Raw genomic sequence first — 16,821 nt, forward strand, 5'->3', positions numbered from 1 at the left:
TTCCTGAGTTAGAGAAGGAAGGATACTGTATTTGCTTAAAGTTCATGAGAGGGCCAAGAAAAGAGGAGACATTGGAGGAAAGCAAGATGAGTTATAGCATGGATCATCTGTATAGCCCCTATGCACATCTTTATCAGCAGGTGTTTGAACGCGGTCATGAGATGAAGGGATATAATTTTGGAAATGCCCCAACGGAAAAAAAACTCGCCGCCGCCGGTCCAATTTGCTCGCCCGCTCAAATGGTGGTCAATGGATCGCCCGGAGCGACTCAGGGTGGTCCGGCATATTCGAGATAATTATTTGCACGAAATTCTGAAGATTGGAGATTGGAACAAAACGTTTAACACGGCGGATAGTTCAAAAGATCAAAGTAGGGAGAAAGGAATTGGTTGTATTTTCCATACGCAAGGCCAACCTTCCGGTTTGAAGGGGAAGAAGGTTCCCTCCATTCACACTACAGGTGAATGGGCGGCGTAACATGATCTCGCTATGCTTCTCTATTGGAGATAAGGTTATATGAAGAATATAAAAAAATTTCTATGCTGAAATATTTTTTCTTAAAAACACCACGGAACATTGCCGGTCCGAAGCATTTTCTTGACTTGATCTAAAAAATGATTATCGAATTTTTAATTGAAGACGATACTGTGGATTCTTCGAAGCCGTTTTACTTTACCTCTAATCAGAGAGGAAAAAGCTTATATTGAGCAAAGGAGAGTTGTAATGGTTTCCTGAATTCAAAGACCCTTCGAGGATCAAGCACAGAATCGTAGAAACATACGGATTTCAACTAAATTTATGTCAGAGATGAAGGGAAAGAAAGGAGGCGACATGAGTCTTCATCAAGCTATCAAAAGTCTAATAATGGGAACTCTCGTGCTGGGAGTAAGCCTGGGGCAACACTTATGGGCGAATGAAACGACGAAAAAACAGATTGCCAACGGATCGACAAAACATGAAGAGGTAGCTTCCGCTGTTCAATCAGAGGTGGAATCTACAGGAAAAGAAGAAGTCAAAAAAAAACGGAAAGCTTTGGTAAAAGAAGCCCTCAATGCTCTTGCAGAGACCAAGAAAGCGTTGAAGGCTTTGGAAGATGGCAACACCAAAGATGCTCTGGCCGCATTGGCCGAAGTGACCGGACAATTGGAAATCGTTATTTCGCGGGATCCCCATCTGGCGTTTGTTCCCGTCGATGTCGAAGTGACTACGATTGACATCTATGCCGATCTTGACAGTATTAAAAAAGCGAAAGATCAAGCGGAAGATTTTCTCCAGAACGGGGAAGTGCAGCAAGCCAGGGTCCTCCTCTCAGGTCTTGCCAGTGAGCTGGTCATGACTACGGTCAGTCTTCCGCTTGCTACCTACCCTGGTGCCATCAAAGCTGTAGCGCCATTGATTGATCAAGGGAAAATTGAGGAAGCGAAGGCGGCTCTTCAAGCGGTATTAGAAACCTTAGTCGTGACCAATGAGCGCGTCGTTCCACTGCCCATTCTTCGGGCTGAAGCGTTCATCAAAAAGGCTGACGATTTAGCTAAACAAATAGAGACTCCAGCGTTGATCAAGGCGAACAGTGGTGATGAGAGGGATGAGGCAAAAAATTCGGAAAATGGAAAATCCCAAAAAGAACAAGTTCTGGAACAGCTTCAGAACGCTCGACGTCAGTTAAAAATGGCTGAGGCCTTAGGATACGGGTTAGAAGAGGATCGGTACAAGGAATTTCACGAGTCCATTGAGGAGATTGAGGTAAAGGTGCATGGTGAGGAAAGCCCGCAAGGGATATTTGCCTCTTTGAAGCGGTCAGTATCTCAGTTTAAGCGATTTCTTTTTGAAGAATAATTTTATCCTCGCGTCACAGATTTATGACAATAGCTGATTGGAAAGAGGAAATGAGAAATGGGGCACGTACGTGAATGATGCACATGGATGTGTTTCATTACCCTGGGACTCCTGAGGATAAACAATTTGAATCCAAGCGGTGGAGTGTGCAAGTTGTAGAAATTTGAATAGGTTCTCTTGGGCAGTGCCAGGCCAACCGAAGCTGCCGAGGGGGTATCATGAAATGAACAAGGTTGTGATACAGATCCAATGCCAAAGGAAACGTAGAGATTGGGAATGGCCAAAATCCCTCCCTCATGCGACAACTATTCTGGCCACACCATTGATCTATGCGATGATCATCCCTCTATTGATTTTTGATTTCTGTGTGGAATTGTACCACCGGGTGGTTTTCCCTTTACTCGGACTCCCGCTCCTATCGCGTCGAGAGTATATCCGGCTTGACCGGCATCGACTTCCCTATCTGAATCCGTTTCAGAAAGCCGGTTGTCTGTATTGTGGATATGCCAATGGATTGCTCCACTATGCCTCTCGAATTGCAGCCGAAACAGAAAAAGTATTCTGTCCCATTCAACACCAGAGCGGCGGGAAATTTCATCCCCCGGCTCATCACATCGATTTTGCTCCTTATGGAGATGCCAAAGAATTCCAAAGAAAAATGGGTATCTAATCTACATTCAATGCATGAATTCCAACTCGATGTGAGTGACTGAGTCAGATTGGGCAAACATCTTCGTCACATTACCTTTTGCTTTTGCTCCGGCTTCTTTGTACTGTCTATCCTCTCTTGTGATGATTTTGAGGAAATAGTTGGACCAACCCGACCTGGTTGGGGGAATTGGAGGGGCCTATTCCGTTAGCCAGATGTGGCTACAAGAAAGCATACGCCTTAATTTTGAATAAGAGCCGGGAAATTGCCCGAACTATTCTTAAGTGAGTAATCCCTACCCGATGGATTGGCTTAATTATCACCACCTTCTTTATTTTTGGGAGGTGGCTCGAAAAGGGAGCATTAAAGAAGCCTGCGAAGAACTGCACGTCACGCAACCCACGATCAGTAGTCAACTGCAAGCCTTAGAAGAGTCCTTGGGGCAACAACTCTTTATTCGACGGCCGCGTCGCCTTCTTCTCACGGAAGCCGGTCGTCTGGTTTTTCGCTATGCCGATGAAATTTTCTCGCTGGGTCGCGAGATGACCCGGGCGCTGAGCGGGCAACCGCCTGATCGTCCGATCCGGCTCATGGTGGGAGTGATAGATTCCCTGCCCAAAATGGTCGTCTATGAAATTCTGGCGGCGGCTCTCAAGTCAGAAAGTCCCACTCAAATTGTTTGTGAAGAAGGAAAGCTTGAACGCCTGTTGGCGGATTTAGTCATTCATGAACTTGATGTGGTGCTGGCCGATACCCCGATTCCTCCGACTCTTCGGGTTCAAGCCTATAATCATCTTCTTGGCGAATCCGGCGTATGTTTTTTTGCGACTTCCGAGTTGGCCAAGGTTTATCGAAAGGGGTATCCCAAGTCCTTAAATTCAGCCCCTTTCTTATTACCCAAAGCCAATACAGTCCTTCGCCAAGATTTAGAAAATTGGTTTGCTCGTCATGATATTCATCCGCAACTGGTGGGAGAGTTTGAAGATAGTGCCATGCAAAAGGCCTTTGGGCAGGCAGGAAAGGGGGTTTTCCCCGGTTCCTCAATCATGAAGGCTGAAATTTGTCGCCAATACCAGGTGGAGGTGGTGGGAGATGCGGGTCACGTTAAGCAACGATTTTATGCGCACACAGTTGAACGCCGGATTAAACACCCGTCAGTGCTGGCGATTTCAGAGTTGGCCAAACAGAGAACATTTGGATTGGTTGGAAAATAAAGGAATCATAAGAAAGAGCCGGACCGGTCATGTGATAATTTACTTTTGTGAAGATGACGTTATCCTCCTTGTCCCAAGAGAAATGCTCCGTTCATAACATGAGGTCCGGCTCCCTCCCTTATCCGACTATGCCACTTTTTTCCTTGTATGGAGGGACCCGGGTTTTTGTTCGGTTTCCTCCTTAAAGGAAGCCCAGATTGCGGCACTCCAGATCAGAAACATGAGCGTCAGCATGGCGATGATGGCTTCTCCTAACAAGCTCATCCTCCTTTCTTTCTAATCGATTTCCAATACTCATTGCCACCAAAGCTTTTTTTCCTCACAACCTAACCAGACAATCTAATTCATCATGGTTTATTCATGATGGGCTTTCACTGTGCGAGCGTGAGCGAGAAGTATCACGCAACGTAGTGGTCGTGTCTTCCGACTCAGAGGCACTGTCTTGAGGCCCTTGTTCAAGAGCCGCTAACCGTGAGGCTTCATCACGATGCCAGGCTACTTGGTCCCGAAGGGCGCTTACCTTTTGTAAAGTTGTCCCAATAATCCTCTTTAGGCCATCCCGGTGAAATCCCTTGGTATCCAGGTAGGGCTTCTTTTCGTACTTGGCGACTTTTTGATTCAACTCTCTCACTTTGGCCGTCAAGTCTGTGGCCTCTTGTTCAAGTTTAAGGGCCTGGGTCAGATGAAACTCAGCCGTATTGATTGACCATTCTTTGGGGTCAACCTGAAACGAAGGCTTCGTCGTGTCACCGGACGCATAGCCCACCGTTCCAACCATGAAGACCAATGCAGCGAATAACATTAAAATATTCTTCATTGAATGACCTCCTTCCTTTGAGTTGAGGACTTGATGTTCAAATTCATTTCCCCACTGCGTGCTGTCTTGCATCATCGTTTCGACTGGGCATTTATCATGCCTTCTGTAAAGTAAGATAAGCCTTAAAATAAAAGAGGCAAATTGAAAAAACTTATAATCAGAATAGAAAATTTCAATCCATGTTTCCCAATCATGGCCGTTTACGTCCTACGGCACTAAGGAAAAACCCCCTGCTGAAATTGCGGAAAAAAGGAATGGATTGCCCGGGTGAAAGCAGTTGCGATTTCCGGCAGTTGGCGTTGTTCTGCCAACTGCCGGGAAATAAAGTGAACGAAGGCAGAAGTATCTTACGTTATGGCAATTTTTCGCACAGCCGGTTTTGCGCCTGGATCTTTCGCGATAGTGACGGTCAAGACGCCATTCTTAAACTTTGCTTCGACGCTATTTTCATCCGCATCCGTTGGAAGAGACAGCATACGTTGAAACGACCCGTACGAGCGTTCGACCCGGTGGTAGTGTTTATTCTTGTCTTCTTGCTCGGAACGCTTTTCGCCCTGAATCATTAAGGTGCCGTCCGCGAGCGTCATTTGAATATCTTTCTCAGCAACGCCCGGCACCTCCACGGTAATGGTGTACTGCTTCTTGTCTTCACTGATATCAACATGGGGCAGAATGAAGCCTCCCCACGAACTTCCGTTTTCCCTTTGTCCCGGCGATAGAGGGAATCCTTGGAAGACGTTGTCAAACAGTTGGTCGAGGTCACGATGGAACCGAGCCAGAGGATGGTCGGTCGACCTGGATACGTTCTGACTTCGTGCTGATTGAGATTGTTCTTCCTCTTTTTTGAACCAATTCCAGGGGGTAAGAAGATTTTTGAGTTCCATGATGGATGTCCTCCTTTCGTCGAATAATTTGAATAAGAAGATTGTTCATGCCTGGCACACCGGAGATGGCAACCTTGTGCTAATTAACCCGGCATGACCTATTTTCTCCGCCGCACCAAATCCGCTGACGAAATATTTTTTATTTAAAACAGAGCTAATTCATGTTTCGACAAAGTCAAGCCATCTGAATGGAGGTGAGGGAAGGGCGGCAGGAACACCAGGCCGGTTGGGGAGGAAGACGAGGCGGTCTTCATACCTCTTGACTTTTTTGGACCTGAAATTATTTTAAGGATTAAAATTAGAAATGCTTGAAAAGCTAGGATGAGAGGAGGTGAATGTTATGGGTGGTATTATTGAAGGCGTGCTTGCCAGTGTGGGACTATTGGCGGGAGTGATCGTAGCCCTCACGGCTTTGTTAGTTGGCGATGGTCCAAGCTCATCAGAGCTGAAAGGGTCTTACCGGAAATCCCGTACCATTCTCCCCAGTGATGAGCGGGTTGCTGCCTAACGCAGAGATCTTCAGGCCCGCTTAGTGGCGGGCCTTAATTGATTTTTTCCTTGCTTCTGTTCCTGCTTCGGTCAAGAGAGAAAGGAGAATGTCAATTATGAAAAAATTTAGCGTTGTTGCAACAGTAGTGTTAAATCTGGTGTTGATTGGGTCACTGGCATTTGGAAATCCCGGTCTACTCCCGAAGCATCCGGGCTATCCCATGGGTAATTTCAAAGACCCCGTTTTAGGCATGCCGACGGCAAATGACCCGGGGCAGAGTCCCCCATCGCTTGAAGAGTCATTGAAACAAGCCGCTGCGTTTCATGATGCCCATGCCATCAACCCCATGGAGGAGACTCGACCGAATATCGTGTATGACACGCAGAAGACCGTTCCCACGGGATCCGGTAATAATGAAAAGAGCAAAAAGTGAATGGCGGTATGACGGGTCCCTATGTCACCATCAATCTGGAGTCAGGAACAGGGGCATTGAAAGAGGGGATCATTTGATCCCCTCTTTTTATGAGGGATGGTCGAAAGGCCTGAGAAGCTGAAAGATTATCGTTGGCAAGGGCATGCGTTACATCCGACGGCTAAGGGGTCAGAAAGGCCCGGCGAAGGGCCACCAGAAATTCATTAATGCGTGGCAGATCACTTTCATCCTGTCGGACAACCTTTAAGTCCTGTGCCTTCTGTGTGAGCTCTTCCCCCCAATCCATCACGTCTCCTAATCGGTATTGTCCATTTTTGATGCGAGCCAGCCGTTCTCCTGCCGATGTGTCCGTAATGCGGATGTGAAAGCTTCCTGACTTGAGCAATTCACACAGGTTGTAAAGAACCCGGATATAGGCAGCTGCATACTTTGCCGGACGTCCATCTTTCTTATCCAGCAATTTGGTGCGTTGATTGTTGGCATAGTTGGTAAAGGCCTCAAAGGCTTTTTGGGGGGACCAAAGTGCCGGCAGCAGCATGCGCAGTTGTTCTCCCCATGCATCAGCTGTGATGACGGGGGCCAACAGCGTTTCAAGAATCAGGGGATGGCCTTGTGTCCCCAGCAGAAGAAATTGGCCGATCTCCCAAGCCGTTTCATCCCCATCACCTTTGGTCCACAGCGCGCCGGGCAATTTAAATCCCAACTGAAACATCTCCTCCGTTGGAATGACATAGACCCGCCGGTAATCACGGTCGCTCTTGTCGGATGCCAAGCCATGGGCATGGGAGCCCACGAGAACTTTGAGCAGAGTATGTTTACGATCGTCGTTGTGAGGATTCATGATCATTCGTTTCGAAACTATATCGTTAAGGGTGTGTGAACCTAAAGACGGTCACGGTGGCTCCTTCCGACCCCATTCATTTTAGTATGCTACAGCCAGGAGCACGCAAAGAATCAGGAGAGTGGTAATAATAGGGCATACGCCAAGGGTTTGGGAGATGTACCCCGACAGGGCTCCGGCAGGGGCTACGGGAAAGGTCCGTACGCCGCCGATGCCGGTTTTGCGCTCTACGCTCAGGTCCTGCTGACGTTCCAAGCCAATCAATGCCCCTGCGGCAAGGGCTACGAGAAAGCCGAGAAAAGATTCCTCAATAGTCATCACGGGCATATCTTATTAAAACAGGAAGTTCAAAGAAACAGAATGAGGAATCTTCATCTCTTTGTTGTTCATCCAATACTCACTTAATATGATGCGAGAAGCAAGAAACGGGCTAAAAAGAAAATGCTTCGGCGGCCATGAAATGGTATCCGGTCGGGTGAAAGGCCCGGTTTTGTTTTCAGAACTTTTCAAGGTATTCTGAGATCCGGTTCCTCCACCGACCTAACGGTTCAAAGAAAGATGGGTCCACCCACTACTTCACATGGTTTTTTGTGGGGTCTGTGAAAGGTATCAAAAGGCTTTCCGGCATGATGAAGTCCAAGGTTTCCCACATGAACACTACACCTCATTGGACACTGGCCAGCAGAACATCCCTGGCATGGATAGTGTGTTCTTGTGTGTTGGTGGGAACTGTCTTGGATGAGGGGTTGGCACAAGACACGCCCATCTTTTCCCACCGGGAAATCTTTCATCCCGTCTATGCCGAACATGGAATGGTCGTCAGTCAAGAGACCATGGCAACTCGTGTGGGTGTAGACATATTAAAAGCCGGAGGGAATGCGATTGACGCCGCGGTCGCAGTGGGATTTGCGCTGGCTGTCACGCTTCCTCAGGCCGGGAATCTCGGCGGCGGCGGGTTTATGCTGATTTACGCAGCTGAGAAGCCTGTCGCGATGGCCCTCGACTACCGCGAAGTCGCTCCTGCTGCTTCATCCCCACAGATGTTTCTTGATGAGGAAGGCATGGTAGACCGGTCACGCCTTCGCTACAGCCATCAATCTGTGGGCGTTCCCGGCACGGTCGCAGGTTTGGTGGAAGCGCTTGAAACCTATGGCACCCTTTCTCTACAGGCCGTGCTGGCTCCGGCAATTCAACTTGCCAGGGAAGGAATCATCGTCTCCGCTGATTTGGCCGCAGCGATGCAAGAGCATGCGACACAGCTTTCCCGGTGGCCCTCCACTCGCCGCATTTTTTCTCGGCCGGATGGGAGGACGTATCGGTCCGGGGATCGGTTGATCCAAAACGATCTGGCGTGGTCGCTTCAACAAATTTCCGAGCAGGGGGCCGGTGCTTTTTATGACGGTCCAATCGCGGACCGTGTGAGCGCCGAGATTCGTGCCCACGGAGGATTGATGACTAAAGAAGATTTGGGTCGCTATCGTGCGGTCTGGCGTCAGCCGCTGAGGGGAACGTATTGCGGGTATGACATTGTGTCGATGCCTCCGCCCAGTTCCGGGGGCGTTCATTTGATTCAAATGCTGAACATCCTGGAACACGAGCCACTAAAGATTTTCGGCCACAATAGCGCCAGGACGGTTCACTGGCTGGTTGAGAGTATGAAGCTTGCTTATGCAGACCGGAGCCGTTGGCTGGGCGATCCTGAATTTGTCGAGGTGCCCGTGCAAGGTCTGATCTCCAAGGCATATGCGAAACATTTACATGCCTCCATTGATCCCCAGAAAGCTCGTCCTTCATCAAGTATTCGGCCCTCCAACCCTTTGCCTTACGAGGGGCGGGATACCACACACTTTTCGGTCATGGATAAAGACGGCAATGTCGTGTCGAACACCTTTACCATCAATTTCAGCTTTGGCAGCGGCATTGTGGCTGAGGGAACCGGTATTCTGTTGAACAATGAAATGGATGATTTTGTGGCGAAGCCTGGAACGCCCAATGCCTATGGCCTGATGGGATCGGCGGCCAATGCGATTGAACCCGGAAAACGCCCTCTCTCCTCAATGACTCCGACCTTGGTTTTACGCAATGAAAAACCCTTCCTGGCCACGGGAAGCCCCGGAGGAAGTCATATCATCACCACAACGCTTCAACTTATTTTAAATGTCATTGATCATGACATGAACCTGGCCTCCGCCACCGCAGCGCCCCGTGTCCATCATCAATGGATGCCCGACCAAGTGCGAGTGGAACGCGGATTGAGTCCGGACACCTTGACCCTTCTTGAACAATGGGGTCACACCATCATGGTCGGGGAAACCATGGGTGGGGCTCAAAGCATCCTTAAGGGACCGCAGGGGTTCTATGGGGCATCTGATCCTCGCAAACCCGACTCCCTGGCCGCCGGGTATTAAGCTGACAATGCCAATTTGAGGGGAGTACAGTAATTCATCTCAATCACCCTCAACGCAGGAGGTGGGTATGCTTGTACGTGAAGTGATGTCCACAGGAGTGTTGACGGCGTTTCCCACGGACTCGGTTCGAACGGTGGTGATCAAAATGTTGAGCCGCCATTGCGGGGCGATCCCGGTCATTGATCAAAAAGAAAATCTGATCGGGTTGGTGGCTCTTCGAGACGTTATCTTACCGCTTTTCCCGAATTTTGGTGACTATATCCATGACAATGTTCACAGCCGTGATTTCGCCGAGATGGAGGAAGGATATCCGGAAGCTCTGAAAAAAAAGGTTGAAGATGTGATGAGCCGGAATCCAATGACCGTCTCGCCCTCCACGCCGATATTAGAGGCCGCTTCCTATATGGGTGTGAAGAATTTCAGGAGAATCCCCGTCGCGGAAAACGGCAAACTGATGGGAATGGTCAGCATCGGCGATATCAATCGCGGCCTGTTTTTCGAGCGAGGGTGTTAGGAGCCTGTCGGACTTAGGAAGAATCGGCTGCAACAGTGTCTCAGCGGTCCATATTTCACCGCTTTCTTGGCCCATAGTCCCCACTATGGGCCTGCGAAATCGTCAAAATCTGGCCTCCCTCAGCCGCTGTTTCGCTTTCGATCCCCTAAGTCCGACAGACTCCTAGGCCTTTACAGCACATGTAAGACTCCCGCGCCCTGGATGGTTCCGGCCTTTAATTGTTGGAGTGCCAGATTGGCTTCCTCTAATTGAAAGGGGACCGTGTGGGTGTGAATGGGAATGGCAGCCGCGGCCTCCATCAGGTCCAATCCATCCTGGCGGGTGTTGGCGGTGACGCTTTGGAGTGTCCGCTCCTGAAACAGATCGAGTGTATAGTCCAAGGATGGAATAGGTGTCATGTAGATGCCGGCCAGGGCGAGTGTGCCCCCTTTTTCCAATGCCCGAAGTGCCGGAGGCACCAGTTCACCCGCCGGGGCAAACATGATCGCTGAGTGAAGAGAATTTGGTGGCATCTCTGAGGCCGACCCTACCCACACCGCTCCCAGTTGACGGGCCAAAGTGCGATGTTCTTCCCGTAAGGAACACACGTAGACTTCACAACCCCAATGCCGGGCAATTTGAATGGTAATATGGGCGGAGCCACCGAATCCGTACAAGCCCAGGCGCTGTCCGGGTTTCACCTGACTGCGGCGTAAGGCACGAAAGCCGATGATGCCGGCACACAAGAGCGGGGCGGCCGCTTCGTCCGTAAACACGGATGGAATAGGGTAGGCGAATTGTTCAGAGACCAGTGCGTATTCGGCATACCCACCGTTGACGTGATAACCGGTGAAGGTGGCCTGTGCGCACAGATTCTCCCGCCCTGCCTTGCAGAATTCACAGGCTCCGCAGGTTCCCTGGAGCCAGGCGATTCCTACTCGATCACCTTCTTTGATCTGTTTGACTCCTTGCCCCACTCGATCCACGATGCCGACGGTTTCATGTCCAGGGACAATGGGACGCGTAGACGGGGGCAGTTCGCCTTCGACGACGTGCAGATCAGTGCGGCACACTCCGCAGACATGAACCCTGATGCGAACTTGGCCGGGACCCGGTTCAGGTTTGGGAATATCGCGAGCCCGTAAAGGACCCGTCGCGACATCGGCGTCCTGTTCGAGGATCATGGCATTCATCATTCACTCCTATGCGGTGAAAATGTAGATTGTCCCATTCAGGTATCAAGCAATCAGGTGAGGCCGATCCATCCAGCATTGTCATCTATCATAGTTGTCCCGGACATTCGTGATCGGGAATTCATCTTGATCCTATTTAGGATAGATCCCGGCCAACGACCAGGTGCTGACGGCAAAGGTATCATTCTGAGCCAGTGGCGAAGAATCTGTGCCCAGGTGGAGTCGCGATATCATAAAACGCAATCCGGTGTGAGTGTAACCTTACTCGTGTTTGTTTTAGAGGGGATCGCATTGTATCGAAAAATCATTGGACAACGGTTCCGCTAAATTGATACTTACTTCGGGTATCACCGTGTCGGCCCTGTCCACCAGGGCCTCATCATAGCCTATCCGTCGGGACAGGTGAAGGGCAGTCAAGATACCAGCATGAAGCGATCAAGACCGAAAGCCACCAAAACCCGTCCCCCCAAACCTCTCTGGAATATCGGTTCGCATAGAAAGCCTCGTGTTCGGCGATTCAGGTGGATTCGCATCATTCCATTCAAAACAATTTTTATTCTCCTCGGCCTTTATGTGCTATTTGAGATTCTCACGTTTCCGTTTCTCTCGATCGCCCGGTTGCCCACGGAGAATCCCACAGAATCCGCGCTTATGCGGCAACGCATCGACGAAGCACACGCTCAAGGCACCACGCTGAAAATCGACTACCGATGGACGCCGCTCTCAAGCATTCCGCGTCACGTTCGCCTGGCCATTCTGGTATCCGAGGATGGAACATTTTATTCTCATACCGGCGTGGATTGGCATGAGGTCCTGGAATCTATTGAAACCAATTTGGAGAAAGGACGGATTGTTCGGGGGGGCTCGACCATTACCCAGCAATTGGCGAAGAACTTATACCTCTCGACCTCCCGGGATCCGATTCGCAAAGGCAAAGAACTTCTCATTACCTGGATGTTGGAATCGACCTTGAATAAAAAGCGTATTCTGGAACTCTATCTCAATATCATTGAATGGGGGCCGGGCGTGTTCGGCATTGAGGCCGCCGCCCAACGCTATTTCCACAAGCCGGCCTCCCGGCTTTCTATGGATGAGGGCGCCCGCCTGGCAGCGGTCATTCCCAGCCCGCTTCGGCATCAGCCCACGGAGACCACAGCATACGTGGAAAAGAAAAAAGAACTCATCCTCCGTCGCATGTCCACACGGTAAAGCCGGGGTTCGTCCGGTAGCCGAGGTCCTTTTGTTTCGGCAAAAGGACCAAACAGCGGTTGCACTCTACGAGATGCAACAAACAAATTGACGCCCCGCCCGGCCTCATCGGATGGGACGGACGCACATTACGGAGGGCGGACCAACTCGCGGAGCCTGTCCTGAGTCTGGCGAAGGGCTCAAACAAGGCCCGCCATGTGATAAGAGCGTCCGCCCATGGGGCCGGGCGGCAGGCGTCGAGAAAAATTAGGTATATGAGCAATTCTACTTCGTTTGGTTATGTATGGGAGATACAGCTAACCGGCGTGGTGTTTCTGTTGTTGGCTGAGCTGGCCTCAGTAATGAAACCGTAGCTGAGCAATGAGAAGGGCATCCCCCTCTATGCGATAGACCATGCGATGCTCATCAGTAATGCGGCGTGACCAGAATCCTGAAAGTGCATGCTTCAATGGTTCGGGTTTACCTATTCCTGTGAAGGGTTCGCGTTGGGTCTCCCGTATCAATTTGTTGATTCGTTCGAGCATGCGTTTGTCCTGCTTCTGCCAATAGAGATAGTCTTCCCATCCTTCGTCTGCAAAAATCAGCTTCACTTGGCCAATTTCCGCTCAACACCTTTGCCGGCGGTCAATTGGGCCGCGGCCGAAAGGAGGCGTTTGGCGTTGGCAGGCGTTCGCAAGAGGTAGGCGGTTTCCTCTAACGCCTTATAATCTTCCAGCGAGAGCATCACGACAGACTGCTCTCCGTTGCGGGTTATGATCAGGGGTTCGTGATCGTTGCACACGCGGTCCATGGCGCTGGCTAGATTTGCGCGAACGGTCGTATATGTCACCGCATCCATAGTTAGCTCCTCCTATATGTACAGATTACTGTACAGTCATAAAGAAAGTTTGTCTAGAGTGGTTTTTCGGGTGGTCTATCGGGAAGACTCCAGGCTCTGACTAGAATCCAGGCGTGCTCATACAGATATCGTTTTCTCTTCCCGTTACCGGCTCAACTTTCCATGGAGAAGGGCATCCGTTTACCGACGGTCTTTTCCAGCACTCTTCGGCACCACCTACCGAAACAACTTCATGTGTAGAAAAGAAAAAAGGAGCGGATCGAATGCAGTAACCGCATTATGTCTAGCGGGTTAAAATCCCGTCCAAAGAGTAGATCGGGTGCTGTCCCTTACCTGACTGGACAGATTGCGAAAGAATTATTCAGACCTTCCCCGACTTTCCTCTTGCTCTCCGTTCGATCGTCAACGATATGACCTCTACGGGGTAGTAAACTGCGTAATTTTACAGCTTGGTGAATCGGGTAGAAAGGGCATTCCTGGACGGAACTGCTCGGCGCATTGCTTGATTGCCAGTGCAGCATCAGCAGCCCCTTGGTCAAAGGTGACCTGCCCGGGCGTCATCCAAATCGGCGATGTGGCTGAGTGGGGGTGCTTACTCTCTTGTGAATGGTCTGTGGCCTTGATACCTAAATCGAGCGCCGTGCCATTGTTCCCCACGATGCCGGTGTTACTCACGTTGTTGACTCCCATGCGATGACAGTTGTTGCATAGATTGTCGTTGACTTCGACCTTGTAGGCTTTCCATGAGGCGAAATCAGCGCCGACAAAGGAATAGGGCTCGGGGTCGCTGTTGAAGGTGATATCACCCGCACCGGGTAACTGGTTGGGGCCTGATATTTGGGCAAGATACGGGGATCGGATGATTGGCCCATTGTCATGGCAACTCACACAGGGGAATTTGCTGTTGACAATTTGTGACGGTGTCATCCAGAAAGCTGGATTGCCCACTCCCTTGGAAGGCGCCTTGACCTTACCGTCATGACTCAAGTGAAAGTCTTCCAGTGCTCCCTGATAGAAACACGTTTTGCCATTGACTTTATTGTGCTGGATGATGGCCACGTCGCCATACTGCCCTTGGGGTAGGCCCATCTTTCGGGCATGCGCCACCACATAGGCGTCCGGCGTATTGACTAGCACCCGGAAGCGGCTCCCACGATCACATTTTCCGTTGAGCACGTTCGGACGATCACAGGTGCCGTCTGGATAGGTCGCAGTAGCCGGAGTGAGATGATCGGTTGGAACCGTTGTCCCCAAAGGACTATCGACATCGAAATCGGGAACAGACACGCCGATGGCCTGATCGCATTCCTGGGCAAAGGCTGCAAGGGCATCCGTTCCTCCCGGTGTGGTTAGGAGGCCTGGCCAATTCCCGGCAACAGGGGCAGGATAGCCGAGCCCTCCACCGGTTTGATCGTCGGCACGATCAGCAACAACGTCATACCGCATATACTGATTGCCTTTAAAGAAATAGACAACCGACTTCCCCTCGATTGTCGTTGGCCAGGCCACCGCACCGTCGATTCCATTGGGAAACTTGAAATTTGGCCAATTGCCCGCAATGGGCTTCGGGTAGCCCGGGTCAGCCCGATGCCTCTTCACATCAAAGCGGATGTATTGATCATCCCGGAAAAAGTACGCGACAGTCCTGCCGCTTCTCGGCACAGGCCATACCACAACGGCATCCACCCGATCTGTCCAGATCCCAGGCCACTTCAACGAGATCGGCTGGGGGTAGGCCCGGCCGGCGCCATCCGCCGCATCAGCCCGATCAGCATCCACGTCATACCTCATGAACTGATTGCCTTTGAAGAAGTAAGCAACCGTCTTGTGTTCTGCACCTCCCGGAGGCGGCGCTGGCCAGAAGACTGCGGCATCTATGTTCTCTTGAAAAAGTCCAGGCCAGATATTCTGGATAGGGCGAGGGTACGGATTGCCACTGCCATCGTCACTGTCCGCCCTATCCTGGGCGATGTCGTATCGGGCATACTCATTTCCCTGGAAGAAATAGACCTTGCCGTTGTTCCATACTACCGGCACCAGTTTTTCTGAACCCGTCAACTGAGCCCAAACGTCTACTGTCGCACAGAAACTCACCGCGATGAACATTCCGCAGAGTGTTGACATGAAAATTAAACGAGACATTCTCATAGCGTGATCCCTTTCTTACCTTACCTACCCATTGCGAACATTCCGTTCATTTCCTCATTCCCAAATATTCTCTATTTTGCTCGGATAAGCAAAACCCATTCCCCTCAATACTGGTGTGCGAGAGAGACCCGTCCGGTATCGGATTGATAGCTCCTACCGGCACGAGACTTCACAGCCTTGCTGATGCTGTTGCTTTCAAATCCGCATGCCTTGGCGTATCAATGACGATACACGTCGTATCGAATCAGATACCTACTTTTCTGATGGGCGACTGTCACAGAACTTCAAAATCACTACCCACAAGTTCTGGGGGGTAAGTCTGTTGTTGAAAGTTTCGTACCGAGGAATAAAGGGGAGGAAAATTTAACCAGATTTAATTTAGTCGATTTCTGGTTCGGGAATGGCTTAATACGGTAACGGTGGCGGGAGTTATTCTTGGCTAAATGAGATTTCTTCGTTCCCTTTCCTATGACCCGACGCCTGCTGTTCGGCCTTTTTGGCGGACGCTCTTCAAGCATTGGCGGGCCTTGTTTGAGCCCGGCGAGTTGGCCCGCCCTCCTGTTTCCTGCGTCCGCTTAATCTAAAGAGGCCGAACTGGGCGTCAATGGTTTTGGATCCTTTTCCCGAAAGAAAAGGATCTCGGCCGCCGGGCCAATACCCGGCAAGGTTTAAGCAATTGATTGCAGAATAAGTTATTTGTCTGTAGTGAAAATCGGCTTGGAAACCCCGTGGCAGAAGCCGTTTTTTTCCGGATATGAAGCCGTCAAACCAAGATTATGCGCTATTTGGTATGGGCTTTCGCAATTTTCTTCCTGCTGCTTGCACCAAATCTCCTCTGGCTTGGCACATCTACGCTGAGGATTCAGAACCTTTCCAATTTGCCCATTGATTCAATTGCCTACCTGGCATGCGAGACCGTTCACCCCGTTGGGACACTAGCGCCTCATCGGTCCATTTTTCGTTTTTTGCCTGCCTGCGGGGATGATACCCTCGAGATAGTGATCGGCAAAGCTAAATTTTGCCAGACGTACGTCGAAGGCGAGCTGTATCACGTTGATGCGATGATCAATGGGGTTGATCTTGTTAAATGTTCATATGATGATTTGTTGTCGAGCCTCTTCGCTTCAAAAGTTCTATGGTAATTCTCTGATGTTGAGTTAAGCCGCAAGAGAATTGTGCGAATGCAAGACCAGCCCCCAGAGACCTCTTTGTCCCCTCTTATTCGAACCGACGCCTGCTGTTCGGCCTTATTGGCGGACGCTCTTTAAGCATTGGCGGGCCTTGTTTGAGCCTGGCGAGTTGGCCCGACCTCCTGTTTCCTGCGTCCGCTTAATCTAAAGAGGCCGAACTGGGCGTCAATGGTTTTGG

General features: G+C 50.4%; 18 protein-coding genes. 9 read left to right on the forward strand and 9 right to left on the reverse strand.

Translation table 11 applies throughout. The features are described 5' to 3' along the window. Positions 1 to 86 precede the first annotated feature (86 nt). From PP769_RS10180 to nhaR, 4 genes are all read left to right on the forward strand, one after another. Positions 87 to 296, forward strand: a complete 210-nt coding sequence (locus PP769_RS10180; protein WP_312639937.1) for a hypothetical protein — start codon at positions 87 to 89, stop codon at positions 294 to 296. A 535-nt stretch (positions 297 to 831) separates the two neighbouring features. After that, positions 832 to 1,836 carry a YfdX family protein gene (locus tag PP769_RS10185; RefSeq protein ID WP_312639938.1) on the forward strand — a complete coding sequence of 335 codons (1,005 nt, stop codon included), beginning with the start codon at positions 832 to 834 and terminating at the stop codon, positions 1,834 to 1,836. 223 nt (positions 1,837 to 2,059) lie between these two features. Then, on the forward strand, positions 2,060 to 2,506 hold the full coding sequence (locus PP769_RS10190; protein ID WP_312639939.1) for a hypothetical protein: 447 nt from the start codon (positions 2,060 to 2,062) through the stop codon (positions 2,504 to 2,506). Between the two features lie 281 nt (positions 2,507 to 2,787). Continuing rightward, the gene (gene nhaR / locus PP769_RS10195; RefSeq protein WP_312639940.1) at positions 2,788 to 3,699 is read left to right on the forward strand and encodes a transcriptional activator NhaR; all 912 of its coding nucleotides are present in this window, start codon (positions 2,788 to 2,790) and stop codon (positions 3,697 to 3,699) included. 126 nt (positions 3,700 to 3,825) lie between these two features. Here nhaR and PP769_RS10200 read toward each other — a convergent pair whose 3' ends face one another. The 3 genes from PP769_RS10200 to PP769_RS10210 all read right to left on the reverse strand — a co-directional run bounded on the left by PP769_RS10200 (position 3,826) and on the right by PP769_RS10210 (position 5,400). Then, positions 3,826 to 3,963 carry a hypothetical protein gene (locus PP769_RS10200; RefSeq protein ID WP_312639941.1) on the reverse strand — a complete coding sequence of 46 codons (138 nt, stop codon included), beginning with the start codon at positions 3,961 to 3,963 and terminating at the stop codon, positions 3,826 to 3,828. A gap of 94 nt (positions 3,964 to 4,057) precedes the next feature. Next, a complete protein-coding gene (locus tag PP769_RS10205; RefSeq protein ID WP_312639942.1) occupies positions 4,058 to 4,516 on the reverse strand; it encodes a hypothetical protein in 459 nt (152 codons plus the stop codon). Positions 4,517 to 4,863: 347 nt separating this feature from the next. Then, positions 4,864 to 5,400 (reverse strand): Hsp20/alpha crystallin family protein, encoded by a 537-nt coding sequence (locus PP769_RS10210; RefSeq protein ID WP_312639943.1) that lies wholly within the window; start codon positions 5,398 to 5,400, stop codon positions 4,864 to 4,866. A gap of 340 nt (positions 5,401 to 5,740) precedes the next feature. Here PP769_RS10210 and PP769_RS10215 point away from each other — a divergent pair, with 340 nt between their 5' ends. Then, entirely contained in the window at positions 5,741 to 5,908 is a 168-nt protein-coding gene (locus tag PP769_RS10215) for a hypothetical protein (RefSeq protein WP_312639944.1), read from the forward strand. 97 nt (positions 5,909 to 6,005) lie between these two features. Beyond that, a complete protein-coding gene (locus tag PP769_RS10220; protein WP_312639946.1) occupies positions 6,006 to 6,323 on the forward strand; it encodes a hypothetical protein in 318 nt (105 codons plus the stop codon). A 160-nt stretch (positions 6,324 to 6,483) separates the two neighbouring features. Here PP769_RS10220 and PP769_RS10225 read toward each other — a convergent pair whose 3' ends face one another. Beyond that, complete coding sequence (locus PP769_RS10225; RefSeq protein ID WP_312639947.1) at positions 6,484 to 7,164, reverse strand: DNA polymerase beta superfamily protein; 681 nt, start codon at positions 7,162 to 7,164, stop codon at positions 6,484 to 6,486. An 81-nt stretch (positions 7,165 to 7,245) separates the two neighbouring features. Continuing rightward, positions 7,246 to 7,485, reverse strand: a complete 240-nt coding sequence (locus tag PP769_RS10230) for a hypothetical protein (protein WP_312639948.1) — start codon at positions 7,483 to 7,485, stop codon at positions 7,246 to 7,248. Positions 7,486 to 7,814: 329 nt separating this feature from the next. Here PP769_RS10230 and ggt point away from each other — a divergent pair, with 329 nt between their 5' ends. Further along, positions 7,815 to 9,572, forward strand: coding sequence for a gamma-glutamyltransferase (ggt, locus tag PP769_RS10235; protein WP_312639949.1), 1,758 nt, complete (start codon positions 7,815 to 7,817; stop codon positions 9,570 to 9,572). Between the two features lie 67 nt (positions 9,573 to 9,639). Continuing rightward, entirely contained in the window at positions 9,640 to 10,086 is a 447-nt protein-coding gene (locus tag PP769_RS10240; RefSeq protein ID WP_312639950.1) for a CBS domain-containing protein, read from the forward strand. A gap of 170 nt (positions 10,087 to 10,256) precedes the next feature. On the opposite strand, the gene PP769_RS10245 is transcribed toward PP769_RS10240, so the two are convergent. Beyond that, positions 10,257 to 11,249, reverse strand: coding sequence for a zinc-dependent alcohol dehydrogenase family protein (locus PP769_RS10245; RefSeq protein ID WP_312639951.1), 993 nt, complete (start codon positions 11,247 to 11,249; stop codon positions 10,257 to 10,259). A gap of 435 nt (positions 11,250 to 11,684) precedes the next feature. Between PP769_RS10245 and mtgA the strand changes: the two genes are divergently transcribed. After that, a complete protein-coding gene (gene mtgA, locus PP769_RS10250; protein ID WP_312639952.1) occupies positions 11,685 to 12,467 on the forward strand; it encodes a monofunctional biosynthetic peptidoglycan transglycosylase in 783 nt (260 codons plus the stop codon). A gap of 335 nt (positions 12,468 to 12,802) precedes the next feature. Here the strand turns inward: mtgA and PP769_RS10255 are convergent, their stop codons facing one another. The 3 genes from PP769_RS10255 to PP769_RS10265 all read right to left on the reverse strand — a co-directional run bounded on the left by PP769_RS10255 (position 12,803) and on the right by PP769_RS10265 (position 15,447). After that, positions 12,803 to 13,057, reverse strand: a complete 255-nt coding sequence (locus PP769_RS10255) for a Txe/YoeB family addiction module toxin (protein WP_312639953.1) — start codon at positions 13,055 to 13,057, stop codon at positions 12,803 to 12,805. After that, entirely contained in the window at positions 13,054 to 13,305 is a 252-nt protein-coding gene (locus PP769_RS10260) for a type II toxin-antitoxin system Phd/YefM family antitoxin (protein WP_312639954.1), read from the reverse strand. Before PP769_RS10260 ends, PP769_RS10255 begins: the two co-directional genes overlap by 4 nt. Before the next feature lie 417 nt (positions 13,306 to 13,722). Then, entirely contained in the window at positions 13,723 to 15,447 is a 1,725-nt protein-coding gene (locus PP769_RS10265) for a hemopexin repeat-containing protein (RefSeq protein ID WP_312639956.1), read from the reverse strand. Positions 15,448 to 16,821: the final 1,374 nt, after the last annotated feature.

This window comes from Candidatus Nitrospira allomarina (assembly GCF_032050975.1).
Lineage (GTDB): Bacteria > Nitrospirota > Nitrospiria > Nitrospirales > UBA8639 > Nitrospira_E > Nitrospira_E allomarina.